12 protein-coding genes and 1 tRNA gene are annotated in these 18,652 nt (G+C 43.9%); 8 read left to right on the top strand and 5 right to left on the bottom strand.

The genetic code is table 11. The features are described from left to right. Positions 1 to 11 precede the first annotated feature (11 nt). Entirely contained in the window at positions 12 to 8,672 is an 8,661-nt protein-coding gene (locus tag ACE5CV_RS12075; protein ID WP_374950431.1) for a gliding motility-associated C-terminal domain-containing protein, read from the bottom strand. A 317-nt stretch (positions 8,673 to 8,989) separates the two neighbouring features. On the opposite strand from ACE5CV_RS12075, the gene ACE5CV_RS12070 reads away from it, so the two are divergent. The 7 genes from ACE5CV_RS12070 (at position 8,990) to ACE5CV_RS12040 (ending at position 14,665) form a co-directional block, all read left to right on the top strand. Continuing rightward, on the top strand, positions 8,990 to 9,382 hold the full coding sequence (locus ACE5CV_RS12070; protein ID WP_374950430.1) for a hypothetical protein: 393 nt from the start codon (positions 8,990 to 8,992) through the stop codon (positions 9,380 to 9,382). Between the two features lie 62 nt (positions 9,383 to 9,444). Next, complete coding sequence (locus ACE5CV_RS12065; RefSeq protein ID WP_374950429.1) at positions 9,445 to 10,104, top strand: hypothetical protein; 660 nt, start codon at positions 9,445 to 9,447, stop codon at positions 10,102 to 10,104. Then, positions 10,071 to 10,862 (top strand): sensor histidine kinase, encoded by a 792-nt coding sequence (locus tag ACE5CV_RS12060; protein WP_374950428.1) that lies wholly within the window; start codon positions 10,071 to 10,073, stop codon positions 10,860 to 10,862. Before ACE5CV_RS12065 ends, ACE5CV_RS12060 begins: the two co-directional genes overlap by 34 nt. Then, a complete protein-coding gene (locus ACE5CV_RS12055) occupies positions 10,862 to 11,539 on the top strand; it encodes a response regulator (RefSeq protein WP_374950427.1) in 678 nt (225 codons plus the stop codon). Before ACE5CV_RS12060 ends, ACE5CV_RS12055 begins: the two co-directional genes overlap by 1 nt. Positions 11,540 to 11,808: 269 nt before the next feature. Further along, on the top strand, positions 11,809 to 12,069 hold the full coding sequence (locus tag ACE5CV_RS12050) for a hypothetical protein (protein ID WP_374950426.1): 261 nt from the start codon (positions 11,809 to 11,811) through the stop codon (positions 12,067 to 12,069). A 167-nt stretch (positions 12,070 to 12,236) separates the two neighbouring features. Then, a complete protein-coding gene (locus ACE5CV_RS12045) occupies positions 12,237 to 13,535 on the top strand; it encodes a hypothetical protein (RefSeq protein WP_374950425.1) in 1,299 nt (432 codons plus the stop codon). Further along, on the top strand, positions 13,532 to 14,665 hold the full coding sequence (locus ACE5CV_RS12040) for a hypothetical protein (protein ID WP_374950424.1): 1,134 nt from the start codon (positions 13,532 to 13,534) through the stop codon (positions 14,663 to 14,665). Before ACE5CV_RS12045 ends, ACE5CV_RS12040 begins: the two co-directional genes overlap by 4 nt. Positions 14,666 to 14,681: 16 nt before the next feature. Here ACE5CV_RS12040 and ACE5CV_RS12035 read toward each other — a convergent pair whose 3' ends face one another. From ACE5CV_RS12035 to ACE5CV_RS12020, 4 genes are all read right to left on the bottom strand, one after another. Beyond that, complete coding sequence (locus tag ACE5CV_RS12035; RefSeq protein WP_374950423.1) at positions 14,682 to 15,137, bottom strand: phosphatidylglycerophosphatase A; 456 nt, start codon at positions 15,135 to 15,137, stop codon at positions 14,682 to 14,684. 4 nt (positions 15,138 to 15,141) lie between these two features. Continuing rightward, complete coding sequence (locus ACE5CV_RS12030) at positions 15,142 to 15,963, bottom strand: DUF475 domain-containing protein (protein ID WP_374950422.1); 822 nt, start codon at positions 15,961 to 15,963, stop codon at positions 15,142 to 15,144. A 29-nt stretch (positions 15,964 to 15,992) separates the two neighbouring features. Further along, positions 15,993 to 16,814, bottom strand: a complete 822-nt coding sequence (locus ACE5CV_RS12025; RefSeq protein ID WP_374950421.1) for an N-acetylmuramoyl-L-alanine amidase — start codon at positions 16,812 to 16,814, stop codon at positions 15,993 to 15,995. 116 nt (positions 16,815 to 16,930) lie between these two features. Then, positions 16,931 to 17,791 (bottom strand): N-acetylglucosamine kinase, encoded by an 861-nt coding sequence (locus tag ACE5CV_RS12020; RefSeq protein WP_374950420.1) that lies wholly within the window; start codon positions 17,789 to 17,791, stop codon positions 16,931 to 16,933. A 433-nt stretch (positions 17,792 to 18,224) separates the two neighbouring features. Here ACE5CV_RS12020 and ACE5CV_RS12015 point away from each other — a divergent pair. Then, positions 18,225 to 18,298 (top strand) — tRNA-Arg (locus ACE5CV_RS12015). The last annotated feature ends 354 nt before the right edge of the window (positions 18,299 to 18,652 follow it).

Here is an 18,652-nt window from a genome sequence, read left to right as displayed (position 1 = left end):
TGTTTAACTGGTTATCTTAACAGGGTTACGGTTCCTTTTTTCTTTACTACAGTGCCGCTATTCATGGTAGCTTCGATGTAGTACACATATACCCCGACAGGCTGGTTACGGCCTTTGTAAGTACCATCCCAACCACTGTTAAGGCTGGTCGACCGGAATTGCAGTTCGCCCCACTGATCGTATACAGAGAAGGTTGCCTTCTGAATGTTAGAACCGTAGTAGAACAGCACATCGTTATTACCATCCCCATTAGGTGAAAAAGCATTTGGCACAAATACCACCACATCATTGATGGTAACTGTTGCTGTAGCCCTGGTTGCCGATTTCAAGCCGCTTACCGGATCGGTAGATTCAGCGTAGTAAATCACATCGGCATTCAAGGCAGGCGTGCTTAATGTGGCACCTGTAAATATTGGTGTACCACCTGTTGGCGTTGTGTACCAATTAAATACTGCACCTTCTGTAGTTGACGACGCGGTGAACGTAGTGCTCTCACCGGATGCGATCGACCGGGTTGGCGGCGTTACTACGATATTTGGCGGTGTAGCGGCGTTTACAGTTACCGTACCGGTAGCCCTGACGGTTGATTTGGCACCTGTTGCAGGGTCGGTTGCTTCGGCATAATAGACTACCCCGGCAGATAACGGCGGCGTTGTAAACGTTGGGCCGCTAAACACCGGCGTACCACCTGTTGGCGTAGTGAACCATTGAAACGTAGCACCCGGCGTTGTGGACGAGGCGGTGAACGTTGTAGTCTGGCCGGTAGTAATAGTGCGCGTTGGCGGCGTTACCGCTATGCTTGGCGGCATTTCCAGCGTTACCGTACCGGTTGCCCGCGGTGCAGAGACAGCGCCGGTTGATGGGTCTACCGCTTCAGCATAGTAAATTGTATTAGCTGTTACCGGTGCCGTTGTTAAGGTTGCGCCTGTGAACACCGGCGTACCACCGGTTGGTGTAGTGTACCAGTTAAATGTAGCGTTCGGTGTAGTGGATGACGCAGTGAACGTTGTAGTCTGACCGGCAAGTACCGTGCGTGTCGGCGGGGTTACTACAACGTTTGGTGGCGTAGCTAAGTTAACTGTACCAGTAGCGCGTGGAGTTGATACCGCCCCGGTAGCGGGATCGGTTGCTTCGGCATAGTAGACTACATTAGCTGTTACCGGCGGTGTTGTAAATGTTGGCCCGGTAAATATCGGGGTACCACCTGTCGGCGCGTTATACCAGTTAAACGTTGCGTTTGGAGTTGTTGAAGATGCGGTAAACGTTGTAGTTTGCCCGATTGCTACTGTGCGTGTTGGCGGTGTAACGGTTACATCAGGTGGTACCGGCGCGTTCACAGTTACGGTTACCTGGCCACGGGTGGGCGATGTACAGCTTCCAGCCACCGCTTCAACATAATAAGTAGTAGTTGTGGTTAAGGCTGGAGTAGTAAACGAATTACCGGTAAATACGATAGTGCCACCTGTTTCCGTGACATACCAGTTGTAAGTAGTACCTGCCTGCGGAGCAGATATACCGATTGTTGCCGTTTGGCCATAGTTAATTGTCACTGCCCCAGGTGTCAACACAGGTGTTACGGGTGCGGGAACCACAGTAACATCTACACGGGTGCGGATTGTTGAAGCGCAGCCCGATTCATTAACCGCTTCGGCGTAATAGGTAGTACTGCTTGATAACACAGGGGTAGTGAAGCTTGTACCTGTAAATAATGGCGTCCCAGCGGTAGCTACAGAATACCATCTGTAGGTATAGCCTGCCTGCGGGTTTCCTATTGTTAAGGTAGCTACCGAACCTGCGCAGCTGGTTACTGCATTACCATTTGCAACTGCCGGCGCATCAGGAGCGTCTTGCACACGCACCTGCACCTGCGCCAGGTTACTGCTTCCGCATCCGTTGGCGTTAAAAGCAGCAATAAAGAAATTAGTGGTGGCAGTTATCGGCCCGGTAACAAAAGTTGTACCCGTAAACAATACAGTGGTTTGAGATGGCGAATCGTACCACCTGTAAGTTATCCCTGCTACAGGATTGCTTACGGTTAATGTAGCACTGCTGCCATTACATACAGTTTGCGTTGCCGATGCTACTGTTGGGTCGGCAGGAAGCGGATTAACTGTAACGGTCACCGCAGTACTGGCAGACGGCTTACAGTTACCCGCGCTTGCTGCCTCAACATAATAAGTTGTTGTTGCAGCCAGTGCCGGCGTGGTAAACACAGGGCCGGTATAAAGCAGCGTACCATTTGCAGCGGTATCGTACCAGCGATAAACCAAGTCCGGCTGTGGGCTGGCAATGCTTACGGTTGCCGTTGCGCCGGCACAAATATTCATGCTCCCGGCATCTGCCTGTACCTGTGGTGCATTTGGCACTGGTAATACTGTGATATCCGTTTGTGCGCGGGTAGCGCTTGTGCAGCCATTGCTTACTGCCTCAACAAAGTAAGATATGTTTGCAGTTACGTCGTTTGTAACGAAAGTAGTACCACTAAATACAGGGGCACCACCGGTAGCGGCTGCATACCAGTTATACTGGAAGCCTGCAACCGGATTAGTTACACCGATAGTCGCACTTCCGCCTGCGCAAACCTGCGTAGTGGTTGCGCTCAGCGTAGGCGTGTTAACCTGATTATTTATTGTAATGTTTACTGCTGTACGGCCGCCGTTGTTAACACAGCTGCTTGTGCTGTTTGCTGCCTCTACGTAGTAAGTGGTATTGGCAACAATTGGTGGCGTGGTAAAGGTTGCCCCGGTAAATACTGCTGTACCGCCAGTTGCAGTGGTAAACCAGTTATAAATAACGCCTGTTTCCGGTGCGTTAACCGTCAAGGAAGCAGTACTGCCGGCACAAACCTGCGGGTTGGCAGCTGCAACAGCCGGTTTTGCAGGTCGCGGATTAACAGTAATGGTTGCCTGTGTACGTGCAGGGCTACTGCAGGTACCATTAGTCACTTCGGCATAAAAGTTCATGGTAGCTATTGGCGATACTACGTATGATGCGCCGGTAAATAGCAAGGTACCATTGATTGGTGCGTCATACCATCTAACAGTTGCACCGGCTGCATTTGTAACAGTCAATGTAAAGTTATCGCCTGCACAAATGGTAGCGTTATTGGCAGCAAGCACAGGGTTAACCGGTGCCGGGGTAACATTAGCCGTTGCCGCAACGCGGTTAGGGTTAACACAATTGTTAGCTGTACGAACGCTCTCTACGTAATAAGTTGTTGTTGCGGACAATGGCCCGGTTGTAAACGAGGTTCCGGTAAACACAGGCACTCCTCCGGTTGGTGTTGTATACCACCTATAGGTAACCCCCGCATTCGCGTTACTCACTGTAAAGGTTGCTGTACTGCCCTCACAAATATTAACATTAGTTGCAGCAAGTGTTGCTGCCGAGACCTGCTTGCTGGCGAAGAACACACTTACCGAATTAAGCAACGATGCAACAACGCTGTTAAGCCGCAATTCTACCCTGTCGAATGTGGCAGATGGTACGAATTTCACCAGAGCCATTGTTCCGCCGGATAATAACTGGATACGAATAAGGCTATTGCTTAAGCTCACTCGGTCGCCGTTGTAGGTAGCGCCGTTAAATGAGGCGATTTTCAACTGATCGAGCAGGCCTACTGTAGCCAGGCTTGCCGGAACGCTGATCTTCACTGTTACCGTATCGCCGGCATTACCGGTATCGCTAAATATCAGTGTTTGCGCTGCCGATGCTCCAAGGACTGCTAAAGGCACATTGATTTGACTTGCTGTTGTGGTATCAGCATCTGTGGCGTTACCGAAATTGGTGACAGTACAGCCAACACAAAGCCCGTTGATGTCAATGGTTTGAGTAGATCCAAAGTCACAAGAAGTAGAGAATATAGGGGCGACATTTATCGTAACCGCAGTACGTGTCGAACTGGTACAACCTGTAGCTAATGCGCTCTCTACATAATAAGTGGTGTTAGATGTTAACACCGGGGTAGTGAACGTTGCACCAGTAAATATCGGTGTACCTCCGCTTGATGATGTGTACCAGTTAAAGGTAGCACCCGCCGTTGTTGAAGCTGCTGTTATAGTTGCCGTTTGGCCCGACTGGATATTGCCGCCTGCAGGAGTAACTGTAAGGGTTGGCGCTGCAGGACTTGGGTTAACAATAACATTAGCCTGGGCACGCGTAGCGCTTACACAGCCCCCTGAAGCTGCTTCAACAAAATAAGAGGTATTAGCAGCAAGTAACGGAGTTGTAAACTGCGGACCGGTAAATACCGGCGTACCACCGGTTGCCGTTGTATACCAGTTAAAGGTAACACCTGGCTGTGTTGATGTAGCCGTTAACACTGCCGAAGTACCTGAACAAGTTTGCGTTGGGTTTTGAACAACCTGCGGCACTAAAGGCGCGTCGGTAACTGTGGCAGTAACCTGCGTGCGTGTAGAGCTTCCGCATGTGTTGCCACTTGTTGCTTCCACGAAGTAACTGGTTGTTTGAGAGAGCACCGGAGTAGTGAATGTGCTGCCTGTAAATAACGGTGTGCCGCCGGTAGGTGTAGCATACCAATTAAATGTAACACCGCTTACCGCCTGCGCAGTAAAGGTTGCCGGCTGGCCCGAACAAACTGTTGCATTTGAGTTTGTGACAACCGGTGCAGCAGGTACCGGGGTAACGGTTACCGTTACTGGATTGCGCATGACCTGCGTACAACCGTCAGCAGTGCGGCTTGCTTCGGCATAGTAAGTGGTAGTAGCATTTAACGCCGGTGTATTAAAAACTGCACCTGTAAACACAGGCGAACCACCAGTAGCGGTTGTGTACCATTTAACAGTAACATGGGCAGGCACAGTAGCGGTTAAGGTTACCTGTGTACCCTGGCAGGCAGAAACGGCTGCCGCAGCAATTACAGGCGCCGCAACTACCTGCGAAGCATCATAAATATTCAGAGCGTTCAATACACCCGCAACACCCGAATTCAGGCGTGCCTCTACCCGGTCAAAATCTGCTCCTGCACGGAATGCAACGCGAAAACGGGTGGTACCGTTAAGCAAGCTTACACTTATTGTCGCTCCGTCTAAATTAAAGCGGTCGTTATTAAAGGTGGCTCCGTTATAAGTGGCCAGGCTTATTTGCGATAGCGCTCCAACACTAGCCAATGAGCCGGGGATACCAAGTTCTACAACAACGCTATCACCTATACGGCCAATATTGGAGAAGCGCAGGGTTTGCTGCGAGTATCCTCCTAATAAACCAACTGGAGTTGCCAGTTGAGCAAACGTATTACGGTCGTTATCTATCGAACCGTTTTCGTTACTTACACCGCAAAGCAGGCAAAGGGTACCGCTAACTGCATTAGTCTGGCTAATCGCAGCATCGCACGGTACCGGGTTTGCAGCCGTTGTATTGATGGTAACTTCGCCAGGCGCACGGGTGGCAGATACAGCCCCGGTCGCGGGGATAGTTGCTTCTGCATAATAAGTTGTATTGTTAAAGTTGGCCGGGGTATTATAAGTTGGGCCGGTAAACACGCTGGCACCACCTGTTGCTGTAGTATACCAATTGAAAACAGCGCCCGGAGTTGTTGAACTTGCCGTAAGCGTTGCCGATGTGCCCGGGTTAACCGCTTGTGTAGGCGGCGTTACCGTAACATCCGGAATAGTTACCGCGGTTACAGTAACCTGTGCAGGTGTCCTGTCTACAGATATGCAGTTACCAATGGACGACTCGGCATAATAAGTAGTGTTTGCGGATAGTGCAGGCGTAGTGAAGGTATTACCGGTGAAGATCGGCGTGCCGCCTGTTGGGAAGCTATACCATCTAACCGTAACGTTATTGGCTACCTGCGCAGTAAAAGATGCGGTTTGCCCGCTAAAAATCGCTGCGATAGCAGGTGCGATCACCGGCTTAACCGGCGGATCATTCACCAAAACAGTAACCGGATACCTGGTTGCGCCGGTACAGGCTCCTCGGGTATAATCTACATAATATGTAGTGTTTGATGATAAGTTTGGTGTTGTATACGTAGCGCCGGTAAATACGGGAGTGCCGCCTGTAGGTGTAGTGTACCAATTAAACACACCATTGGCGGGGCCGGTGGCGGTTAACACCGCCGGGCTGCCTTTGCATATTTCGGGGCTGGCATTATTAAAGGTTACAGCCGGGAACTGTTGCACGGCGTAGTAGACCTGCACCGCAGTAAGCAAGTTAGCCGCGCCTGAATTGAGACGGATAACAGCCCTATCATAGTTACCGGTAGCAGGCACTAAAACCGAGTAGCGGTTAGTACCCCCCAAGGCCCTCACTGTTACAAGGTTATTATCCAGCGAGTAGGTGGCTACTAGTGTTGCGCCATTATAAAGCGAAATACTCACATTTCCTGATACGCCCACATCTGCCAGATTAACCGGGCTTTGCAAAACCACCTTCACCTTATCACCCGCAAAGCCTGCAGTTGGAAACTGTACCGTTTGCTCTGCATAACCTCCTAAAAGGCCAGCAACTACATGCAAAGTTGATGCAGTGGTAGTATCGGCATCTATGGCTAGTGATCCGTTATCAACAGCACATCCTATACAAATGCCATTAACGCTGTTACTTTGCGTGTTAGCGAATACGCATGGGGTATTGGTATCTATTGTAACATTAATGGTTACCGGGGTACGGTTGGCAGACACACAGCCTGTGCTGTTGGCTCCAGCCACGTAATATGTAGTTGTGCTAAATAATGCCGGTGTGGTAAACGTTGTACCGGTAAATACCGGGGTAGATGCCGTGGCCGAAATGTACCAGTTGTACACAATGCCTGTTTGGGCATTGCTTACTGTAATGGTGGCCGTAGCGCCGGCTGTAACCGTCAAGTTATTAGCCGCCAATACCGGATCGGCAGGCTTGGGCTGCACGGTTACTGTCGCTTGTACTCGCCCTGTGCTGTTACATCCTGTCCCATTCACCGCTTCGGCATAGTAAGATGTATTGGCTGTTAATGCGGGAGTGGTAAAATTAATACCTGTAAAAACTGGTGTACCACCTGTAGCGGTTGTGTACCAATTATATGTTTGGCCGCTTACAGGCGATGCAATAGATAGTACAGCTACATCGCCGGTGCAAATAGTAGCGTTATTAGTGACAAGTGTGGGAGTGGCCGGCAACGCACTAACGGTAGCGGTTACCTGGCTACGTGTAGGGCTGATACAAGTACCGCCTGCCACTGCTTCGGCATAATATGATGTTGTTGTTGATAATGCCGGCGTGGTGAAGTTGTTACCGCTAAACACAAGCGTGCCACCGGTGGCCGAATCATACCAGTTAATGGTTACACCCGTAACCGCTGTAGCTGCAAACGTTGCAGATGCTCCAGGGCAAATGGTTTGATTAGCATTAGCAATAACCGGTGCTGCCGGAATCTGATTAACGGTTACTACAACTACTGTCCTGGCCGATTCATCCGTACAGCCGGGGTGGCTGGCGGCCACATAATAAGTGGTGGTTGTATTTAATACCGGAGTAGTAAAATTGCTCCCGGTCAATATAGGTGTGCCGCCTGATGCAGTAGCGTACCAATTAAAAGTGGTATTAGGAATGGCGTTAATCGATAACGCCGCTGTACCGCCTGCACATATCTGTGGATTATTGTTGACCACGGTGTTGAACCTCACCACCGGGCGTGCAATCACCCGCTCTGCCTCGAATAGATTAAGGGAGGATAGAACGTTGGCAATTCCGCCGCCCAAACGCAACTGTACCCTATCGAATACTTTGGTTGGCGCAAAGGTTACTGTCACCTTGCGCCGGTTATTATCGAGGTCGAGTAACCTGACGTTGAGCAGAGCCCCGTTTAAGGATTGCGCGTCATCATTACTCGCGTTACCATTATATGTTAATACGGATACGTTTGCAAAAACTCCTGCATCGATCAAAGCCTGGGGAACTGATAAGGTCAGCCTTACAGAATCTCCGATCACAGATGGCGAGCTAAAAAGTAAAGTTTGCTGTGCGTAAGCACCTAACGCGGCTACTCCCGCATTCAAAGTAGATGCGGTATTGAAATTGCCATCTATAGCGTTCTGTGGGTTTGCAACGCCACCTACATCTACCCCTAAACCCAGTAGTGCCGATGATATGCCATGCAACTCATCAAACGTAGTAGTACAGGCTAATGGCGAATTACCGAAGTAAAATGCATCATATACATAAATTGTACTGGTTAAGCCTACCAGGCCACCATTAAGGGTAACCCTCACCCTGTCATAAATTTGGGTTGGTGTAAAAGTTACCAGTGTTTGGTTGTTATTGCTGGCAGCGGTTAAAAGTGTAGCTGCAGACACCGCCCCGCCCACAGGCGAACCACCGTTGTAGGCCTGTAACGTTATTCTGCCCAGCAAGTTAAGATCCAGGAGGTTATCGCCACTGCCCAGCTTTACAGAAACTGGTGTGCCGGCTGCAACTTTGGCCCCGGGGAAGATCAGTTCCTGATAGGTAAACGATGCTACCCCAACTGCCACATTAATTGTAGAGCGGGTTTGCAGGTTGGCGTCAACGGCATTGGCGCCATCGGTAACTATACAATTTACGCAAAGTATCCCCGAACGGCCGCTTACCTGTGTAGTTGCAAAATTACGCTGTGCAAAAAGTTTACTTGTTGTTAGGAGTAGCAGGCACAATGCGATAAGGCACCTGCAATAAAAGGTAAAGGTTTTCATGCATAGAGTTTTTTAAGGTAAGGTGTAAATAGCTACACACGACCTAATTACGCTCTGCCTGCATGTTAAGATTTAAGCATTTTGTTCAGTTGTTCACTGGATATTTAAAGCTGTTCAGGCATCAAATATCTGTTCATTTTATTCATTAAATTTGATTTGATATTTACCTTATATCTAACAACTATTTTTAGTTTTTCCCTTGGATATAAATCGGCTTTTAAGCGTAATTCCCAGTATAATTTTATTAAAAAACCCAATTAAAACGGAAATACATAACTCAATAATTAAAAATAATCCTAAACTTAAAAACACCAAAAATGAACGATCAAAACAATCAATCAACCGACCCTGAAGGAACAATCCCGGTAGACACCGCTATTGAAATGGCTAAAAATTGGAATATTTATCTAAAATCTTCAAATCAGAAATTTAACGTAAAGTCATATTCCGTGCCAATTATTAACTTTAAGAACATATTAAAGAATAATCCCGATGCCGAAGCTGTTCGCGCCTATATTGGATTGAAAGACGCTAACGACCCATCATCCAGTCAATTGATAATGGTACCGATAGTAAATGGACAAGAGGTTTTATATATAGACACTACCGAAGAGAATGTTCTAGGCGGAGATGGACAAAGCAACGTTTATGATGTTACTACGGCCTGCCCGCCAACATGCCCGCCTCCTGGCACAGGACTAGGTGATTAATTTATTTTTCTTTACCCCAATTATGTTTGTAAGCGTTATATTTAAAGCTTACAAACATATTGATGCTATACTTCTATTCGGTATACCTTGCCCCCCTAAGCGTACTTATACCGGCTTTTTTTGGGATTAAATATTACAAATCTCTCACCAACCCTTTTCGGATCATATTTTGGTTTGTCATATTTTCGGGATTGGTAAATGCTATCAACCTTATGATGATGTTTGTATTGTATATGCAAACACTTGTTGTGCTGCATTTCTATACAATATTTGAATTTATTTTCATATCGATGTTTTACCGGTGTTTTCAAAACAAAGCGGGGCGCAACGTTATTAATGCGTTGATGGTAATTTTCGCTTTGCTTTGCTTAATAAACTTTGTTTTTTTTCAAAAAATAACTTCCTTCAACACTTATACCCGTACTACTGGTGCAATCATCATCATAGGCTATTGTGTGCAATATTTTTTTAAACAGAGCGAACGTGATATCGATTCTAACTGGGCCAGCAACGGGTTAAACTGGCTAAATGCAGGCATTTTAATATATTACGCAAGTGGTATATTCTTCTTTATGACCAACAATTACCTCATGTTGCATAAAAGTAGTTTTATCACTGATCTGTTATGGTCTATCATCGATACAATGTTATTGGTAGAGTACATTTTATTCGCTATTGGTTTTTATAAATGCAAGGAACACCCGACAACATCTTTATCATAGTTTTATTAGGCATTATAGGTACTTTTTTACTAGTTGTATCTTTTATCCTGTTTACTATCCGCAACCAAAATAAGCTGTTGAAACAACGGCAAAACTTTCAGCAGGCCGAGATAGCGCATCAGAAAAACCTGCTGCATGCTATTATTGAATCGCAGGAAGCCGAGCGTAAACGGATAGGCCAGGACCTGCACGATGATGTAGGGACAAGCTTATCAGGCTTAAGGTTGATGATCGAGATGTTTAAGCCGTCAGCGGACGATAGCTACCAGCAATTTGCCGGCACCAGCAAATCTGTTATTGATAAAATTATTAAGGATGTTCGCAACATATCTCATAATCTATCGCCTACCACCTTAAGGTATTATGGACTTGCAGCAGCTATAACTGAACATTGCACTATCATTAATCAGTCGGGCAAATTAGAAGTAATCCTGGTGAACGATGCCGACTACCTGTTGCAGAAGCTGGAGTTACCTGCAGCTACTGCCATTTACAGGGTGTTAGAAGAATTGTTGAATAACACGATTAAACACTCCGGAGCCAGCAGTGCGGAAATTCGCTTTAGCGACGCAGCAAATAATTTAGATATACTTTACAGCGATAATGGTAAAGGCCTGCAAAAAAGTCTGCAAGAAGCCGTAAAAGGTATGGGAATGCAAAATATTGAGAGCCGCCTGCTTAACATTAATGCCACATTTACTATCCACCCATACAATGGCCAGGGCTTTTGTACGAACATTAAATACCCCTTTAATTAATGATGATTGCAAGTGATATCAATATAGCTATTGTTGATGACCAAAACCTGTTTAGGCAAAGTATTGCTATGCTTATAAACTTTACAGAAGGATTTAACCTGGTAGCAGAATGTGCCGGCGGCCAGCAGTTGCTGGACGCATTGGCTAATACAAAAATGCAGGTGGATGTTGCCATTATTGATATGGATATGCCCGGCATGAACGGTATAGAGCTGAACAAACAGTTGCAAAAGTTTTATCCAACTATCAAGGTGATCATTTTGTCGGTACATGTTAATGAAATTTTGGTTACGCAGATGATAAATGCGGGAGCAGCATCCTACCTGGCTAAAAACTGCGACAAAGACGAACTTACGATGGCCGTTACCACTGTATATAAGACCGGCTTTTACTTCAATCAAGATGCTTTAAAGGCAATAAAAAATAGTGGCAATCATAAAAACCAGACTGTAGAAACCATACCTACCATGCCGGTTTTGCTATCCGATCGGGAGATCGCCATTCTGCAGCTTATATGCCGGGAGCGCAACAACACCGAAATCGGCGAAGAATTGTTTCTTAGTGCCCGTACTGTCGAAGGTCACCGGGTCCGCATTTTAAACAAAATTAACGGTCGTAATACGGCTGGTATGGTGCTTTTTGCTATCAAATATGGAATCTTTGAATTGCCTTTGTAATTTTTTTATGACAATTTAGAAACCAATTTGCGTATAAATACGTAATTTGCAAATCAGGTATATCTACGCATGCCCCCCTGTTCGTATATATCATAATTAAATATTTAATTGAAACGCCCCTTTAGTTTCGTAATTATTTATTACGCATTTATAAATTAATTTATAACTAACTCTGGTTTTAATCTGAGATAACAACTTATATGTATATCACGTATAAGGTGATATATTTACTATAAACAATACATTCCTTGTAGTTTTAAAAGTGTTAAATGGAAATTATATTTATAAGTAATCAGATAAAATACGACATTTTAAAAATACTTGATTTGCCTGCGGCACAGAGTTACAACTTGCATGGAACAACAGTTTTGGATTCAATTGGATACGGAAAAGATGAGGAGTTATACAGAAAGCTTGAAAACAAACTGCAAGAGATCGCAAATGAATACCAAACCGGCCGGTTGATATCAAGAGGGGATTTGTCGAACGAGACAACAGTGCGCCAGTGCATTCAACTGGTTTTGTTATAACTATGGGATATATTATCACTTGATACGGTGGGAACATGACTATATTTTTACCTCAATACTTCGAATTATTAAAGGCAGCAGTTCTTGCAAAATCTGATTTAAAGAGCATAACACCGAGTGACTGTAAAACTGTTTCGCTCAACATTTTTGAAGAAACTAAGTACAGCTTGAGCGAAACTACGCTTAAGCGGGTTTTTGGTTTTGCTTACAGTAAATTTAATCCATCTGTATTTACCATAGATGTTATGGCCAAATACTGCGGCTATAAAGGCTGGGACCACTTTTGCGAAAGCCAGAATAATGTACAACCTGCGTACAAAGCCCCAAAGAACAACAACTGGGAAACCTTAAAGCAAAACGCTAATAAAATAACCACGTTTACACTGCAGGCACTTAAAAACAAGTCAGGCATACCGTATAATCAAACCATTAAGAGGGATTTTATTGATGACCATTTCGACGCCTTTTTGCTTTCTGATTGTGCAGCTACCGTATTTTGCGCCCCATCTGGCTATGGCAAAACTGTTGGCTTGTGCCACTGGATAGAAGAGCGCCTTACAGTGCCATCAAATGCCGAAGATGATGTTATCTTATTTTTTAGCAGCAGCGCCCTTATGAATGTTTTTTTAAGCGGGCGCAACTTAAATGATTGGGTAATGGGCCTGTTAGGTTATACGCTGGATGCAGACACTGGCTTTCTTGCAGATGTGACGCAAAAAAAAGAAGGGAAGTTTTTCCTGATCATCGATGGGCTGGATGAGTATGCCTACAAACCCGACCAGTTCCAACTGCTGATAAACCAGCTAATGGATGTATTTTCGATGTATAAGTACGAATCGTGGTTTAAATTGGTGCTTACCATGCGCACTGCCACCTGGATCAACAACCTACACCGGCTGGAGGCTGACAGTGAAAAATGGTACAAAGGCTTTATTTCTGACCAGCAGAACCTGACTATTAACGTACCTCTATTTAATATAGCTGAGATAAAGGCACTTTGCCTGAAAATAAACCCGGCCATACAAAACTTTATGTCTATTGATCTGGCAGGGAGTTTTAACCACCCGCTTTATTTTCAATTTTATTATAAAGAACATAAAGACGATTTCACCCTCAACAACATCGATCATGTCTGCATTTATGAATTGATATCTACATTTATATTAAATAAGGTTTACCTGGGCAACCACTCAGCTGATAAAATTGCGTTTTTAAAGGTATTGATCGAAAACATGGATATGCCCAACAGGGTTTATCAGGTGCCACGACTAAAAATTAATAATGCCATAAAGCAGTACAGTCAGGCTTTTAACGATCTGATAGCGGTTGGTTTTATAAGGGAATTAAACACTAGCAACGGCCTAAGTTATCAAAGCGTAGTAGAATTTAGCAACAGCAACTTTTACATTATACGCTGGCTAAGTGGTTATTACAAGAAAACGACTCGGTTTTTGATAAACGCTTGATCAACCGTATCAACGAAACCTTTAAAAGCCCGCAAAAACTGTACATACTAAAGTGGTGTATAGTGTATGCAGCTAAAACCGGGCAAGAGAACAGTTTGGACATTTTACCGCATGCTGATTTAAAAGCTAACGAAAAATCTGATCTGATACTTTTCCTGGGTGATCTGCTCGATAAAGCCTGTTCACCAGCCAGCAAATCAGAAACGGTAATCCAATACTTTAAACGGGATAGCAGCGATCAATTTTTCGATTACTTTTTCGGGATGGAATTCATTCAGTCCGATTATAAAAAGGCACTGCAAACGTTACAGAAGTTTGAACTATCGAGCCGTAAAAGAATTGTTGCTTACACCGGGCTGGCCACTATCGCCATTCTCGAGCTCGACTTGCCCAAAATTGAGTTTTACTTAAATAAGCTTAAAGAATTCCCGGTACATGCGTTTCAGCGTTTTGCTATTGATCCGCTTAAATGCATAGACGCGATATATTATTATCTAAAAGGCGCTATTATAAAAAAAGATTTTTTAGGCGAAATAACCAGATTTTATTTCAATCCGCATTTATACAAGGGAAAATACTATGGTGAAAAATCAAACGAGCTGATTTATTCTTTAAGCGCTTATATCCTGATGATATGCGCTAAGCCACAAAAAGTTTTACGCTATACCCGAGCTATCGATTCTATTTATCCGGTAGATTTGTCAATTATAACGCCGTATAGTTTCCTTGAAAATATTGCCAACATTAACTCTTACTTTCAATTAGAATATAAAGGCAAAGTACTGGAAAGTACTAATCATATTGCGGCAGCTTACAAAGCCGACGAGGAATCTTTCACCCCATTCATGAAAGCTGTATTTTACGCTCTAAAAATCAAGAACGCATTATTGCAGGAAAATTACGACAGCATTCCGGCGTATATGAAAAGCCTTGTGGAGATATGCAACAAATCGGGAAACAAAATGTCGCGGCTATTTATATCATTTGTGCTGCTTAAAAATAGCAAACTAGCTATCGCCAACCCTGTATTTTATAAACAGGTACAGTACGATAATACGCGATTAATAAGGCAAACCGGTGTAAGCCCAGACATGTTTATGAGCCAGGTAACTGTCTTTAAAAATAAGTAATGTATAGGTTTAATGATTAATTCGATCGAAGAAAGAATAAAGTAACGGCCTGCAAAATTACATTAGCGTATACGCCTGCCAGTATATCATCCAACATTACCCCTGTGCCGCCGGGAAATGCTTCCATTCTGCGTATATAAAGGGGTTTTACAATATCAAAAAAACGGAACAATACCAATCCGGCCAATAACAAGTACAAGTTTGTCGGTACAAAAAGCATTGTTACCAGCATCCCGGCAACCTCATCTATTACTACGCGCGAGCTATCCTTTCCCCAGGCAGGTTCAACTTTATTGCCGGTGTAGACACCTAAACCATTAACAATCAGGGTAATAAGAAGCAAATACAACGGGTTGGCAAACCAGGCTTGCTGCCAAAGCAGGTAAAGGGCACCACAGGTAATTATTGCAGCAACTGTACCCCCGCCTTTTATATACCCAACACCAAATATTGATGCGATCGTTTTATTCATTTCATTAGCTTTTATCCAGCACGCCTTCAGCGGATTCGGCCACCTCGGGTTCAATAATATTCCTTTTAGGGAAATTGAATAATAATGATGTTAACACGGGTACTACAAAAACAGATACTGTAAATATAGATACCGCAATGTCGGCAATTTCACCTTCTAAAATTTCAGTAAGAATATTTCCAGGGAAGAAGTGAACATATAAGGATGCCATGAGTTTTAGGCCTAATACACCTATTACTACAAATGCAACGGTTTCTAAAAAAGTAAATTTCTCCATCAGTTTTACAAATGCCTGAGCCACAAAGCGCATGGCCAAAATACCGATAAAAACGCCTGTATAGATTAAAAACACATGATTAGTAAAAGCCACTGCGGCAAAAACGTTGTCGATAGAAAAAGCAAGATCCATCAGTTCAACCAAAGCTACGGTGGCCCAAAAAGTACCGACAAGCCCAACAGTTGAGCGGTAAAACCAGTTTTTCTTTTTATTTAAAACTTCTTGATCGGGATGATCATGAGTTTTCGTGGCCTTCTTTGCAAAATAACTTATAGCAAGATATAACAGGTATAAACCGCCCAGGGGCTTAAGCCACCAGATCTTGATAAGCCATGATGCAATCAGCAAACACAAACCCCGCAACACATATGCGCCAACAATACCGTATTTAAGCGCCCGCTTGCGTTGATCTTTAGGCAGATCGAGTACCATAGTGGCCAGCACCGCGGCATTATCTACCGAAAGTAAGCTTTCAATTACGACAAGGTTGAGTATAATCAGCAAGCCTGCCTTGATATCGGGACCAAGCAGTGTGTGTAAAAAATCCATTTATGATTTGTAGCCCGGCAAATATAGGTTTATTGTGGGGCAAATGATGCGCGGTATGCTTGTATAGCGCGGATAATTGATTGCACAATTTGCGTTTGCCCTTCGTCCGAATTCAAGTACTCTTCCTCTTCAGGATTATTGATAAAGCCGGTCTCAACTAATACAGCAGGCATAGCGCTATGGGCCAGCACGTATACGCCCTGCTCTTTCACACCAATGCTTTCACGGTTATCGGTAAACTTAAATTCGTTATTCAGCAGATCTCCAAACAGAATGCTTTGCTTACGGTATTTTTGCGTAAAGGTGTTGAGGATAATAACGTTTGCCGGATCGGTCTCGTCGTATCCCTGGTAGTTTTCCTTGTAGTCCTTCTCAATAAATATTGACGAATTTTCGCGCACGGCTTCAAGTTGCTCGCTTAATCGGTGCATTCCGTAAATCAACAGCATTACACCCTTCTTTTTATTTGCGCGTGCTGCAGTCCCCTCCGGGGATGAATTGCAGTGAATGGAAACAAAAAGGTTGCCCTGGTTTTGGTTAGCTATCGCGCTGCGCCGATTCAATTCTATAAACGTATCGTCGTTACGGGTCATCACGGTTTGCAATTCGGGCAATTGTGTTTGTATGGCTAACTGCAATTTTTTGACAATGGCAAGCGCCACGTTTTTTTCATTTGAGAAACTGCCCCTCGCGCCGCCATCCTTACCACCATGCCCGGCATCGATCACCACGGTTTTAAATTTAAAGCCGCCGTTTTTAATGGTGTCTGCCTGCCCGGAAAATGAACATGATAAAACCCAAATTCCGGCCAAACTTAATAAACTCAATAACCTAAAATACTTCTTACTCATTTATAACGAAGACGAACTTTGCGTGATAACGTTTAATTTGTTGTTTATAATATGTGCTAAAATAAAAAAAGCGGCACCAATGCTAATTTGATGCCGCCGATATTTTGATTTTACGTTTAAAGCTGGCTTGGTGCAAGTTCCAGGTGATATTTCACCAGGTTGTCTATAGGCGAGCGGATGATATTGCCAACCGTCATTCCGTTTTCTGTACAAACCTCTTCCAATACATTACGGAAGTTGTAACCAACTGAACCGATGCAATTAAACGTATATTTTTGATAATCCGGGTAATGGGTAACCAGGTTACGGAAAAAGTCTTCAAAAGAAGTACGCACCAGGTTGCGTGAATATTCGATGTTTACGTTATTATCGTATACAAATTTGCTAAAGCTTGCGCAAAAACGGTTAGCGCGAGGCTGGGTATAAACTATTTCGTTGATATCATCAGGGGTAAGTTTAAACTCTTCCCAAAATGCTTTACGTACAGCGTCAGGCATGTAACCACGCAGGTAATCAATCAGTAATTTTTTGCCGATGTGGCAGCCACTTCCTTCATCGCCCAGAATGTAAGCACCCGAGTCGATATTGTTAATCACCTCACGGCCATCATATAAACAAGTATTTGTACCAGTACCTAAAATAGCGGCAAAACCTTCGTTATTGCCCAGCAAGGCACGGGCAGCAGCAAGCAGGTCATGCCCGATATTGATCTTTGATTTTGAAAAAACTGTCTGCATAGCATCCTCAACCACTTTGCGCATCTCTGGCGTTGAGCAACCCGCACCGTAGTAATTAACTTCGGTTATCTTATCCTTCTCCAGGTCGGTTGGTAAGCTATCGTTTAACGATTGAATGATGTAATCAGTTGGAGCAAAATAAGGGTTGTAACCTTCGGTGTTAAAGTACACCTTTTTACCTTCTTCAGTAACCAGGCACCAGTTTGTTTTGGTTGAGCCACCGTCAGCAATTATGATCATAAAATAAGTTTATTAAAAAAATTGGGTTAAAAGTATGATTAACTTATTGTAAAAAAAACACCTGCAAACTTTAAAAAGTAAAAAAATGCTTTTCCATAAAAAAAACTAATTTTTTACGCTTAAATACTGCGGTTCTAACTCGCAAATAAAATCAGTCGAGGCTACAACTTAATAAGTTACCTCAATATAAATAACTTTGAGGCAGGCATCATTTGCTGGTTTGCTATCGGGCTGGTTTATATTTTGTTTACAATGATATAGAATATTTAACAATTAATTATTGCTGCTGTTTTGTTGAGAAAATATAAACCATAGCTACCATTATAGTTTTACATTTATTAATTGTGCAGAAATGTATTGCCTTTTTAAGCATAAATTAGCATATTTGCACCGCGAAAAACAAAAGCTGGTAACGGTTTTATAATTTCGGCGAGGTCCTATAGCTCAGCTGGATAGAGCAACAGATTTCTAATCTGTAGGTCATAGGTTCGAATCCTATTGGGATCACAGTTCGAGAAGCCTTTCTAAGCAATTAGAGAGGCTTTTTTATGAGTTTAAAGCACTTTAACGCAATAACTGCGTGATTTGTAATTAAATTAATTAGTAAAGTTACGACTTCTTCTACTTACCGCAATATACGTATTTGATGGTTATATTGCTTGCATTTGGCGCAGTTTTGGCGCAGTTTTTAGTTCATTTCATAGTTGTTTTGAGTTTAAGTGAATGAATGATTATGATGCCCATACAGGCGTAAGGTGAAACTAAATGCAAGGAGGAACGGAATAAATGAAGGGTTGTGATAAGGTTGTGTTTATGCCGGAAATTCCTTGCCTTGTGTTGAACCTGGTGCCTAACTTTGCT

Source organism: Mucilaginibacter sp., from assembly GCF_964263795.1.
In the GTDB taxonomy this organism is placed as follows: Bacteria; Bacteroidota; Bacteroidia; order Sphingobacteriales; family Sphingobacteriaceae; genus Mucilaginibacter.
The sequence above is the reverse complement of the archived record's forward strand: the minus strand, read 5'-3'. Positions and strand labels throughout refer to the sequence as shown.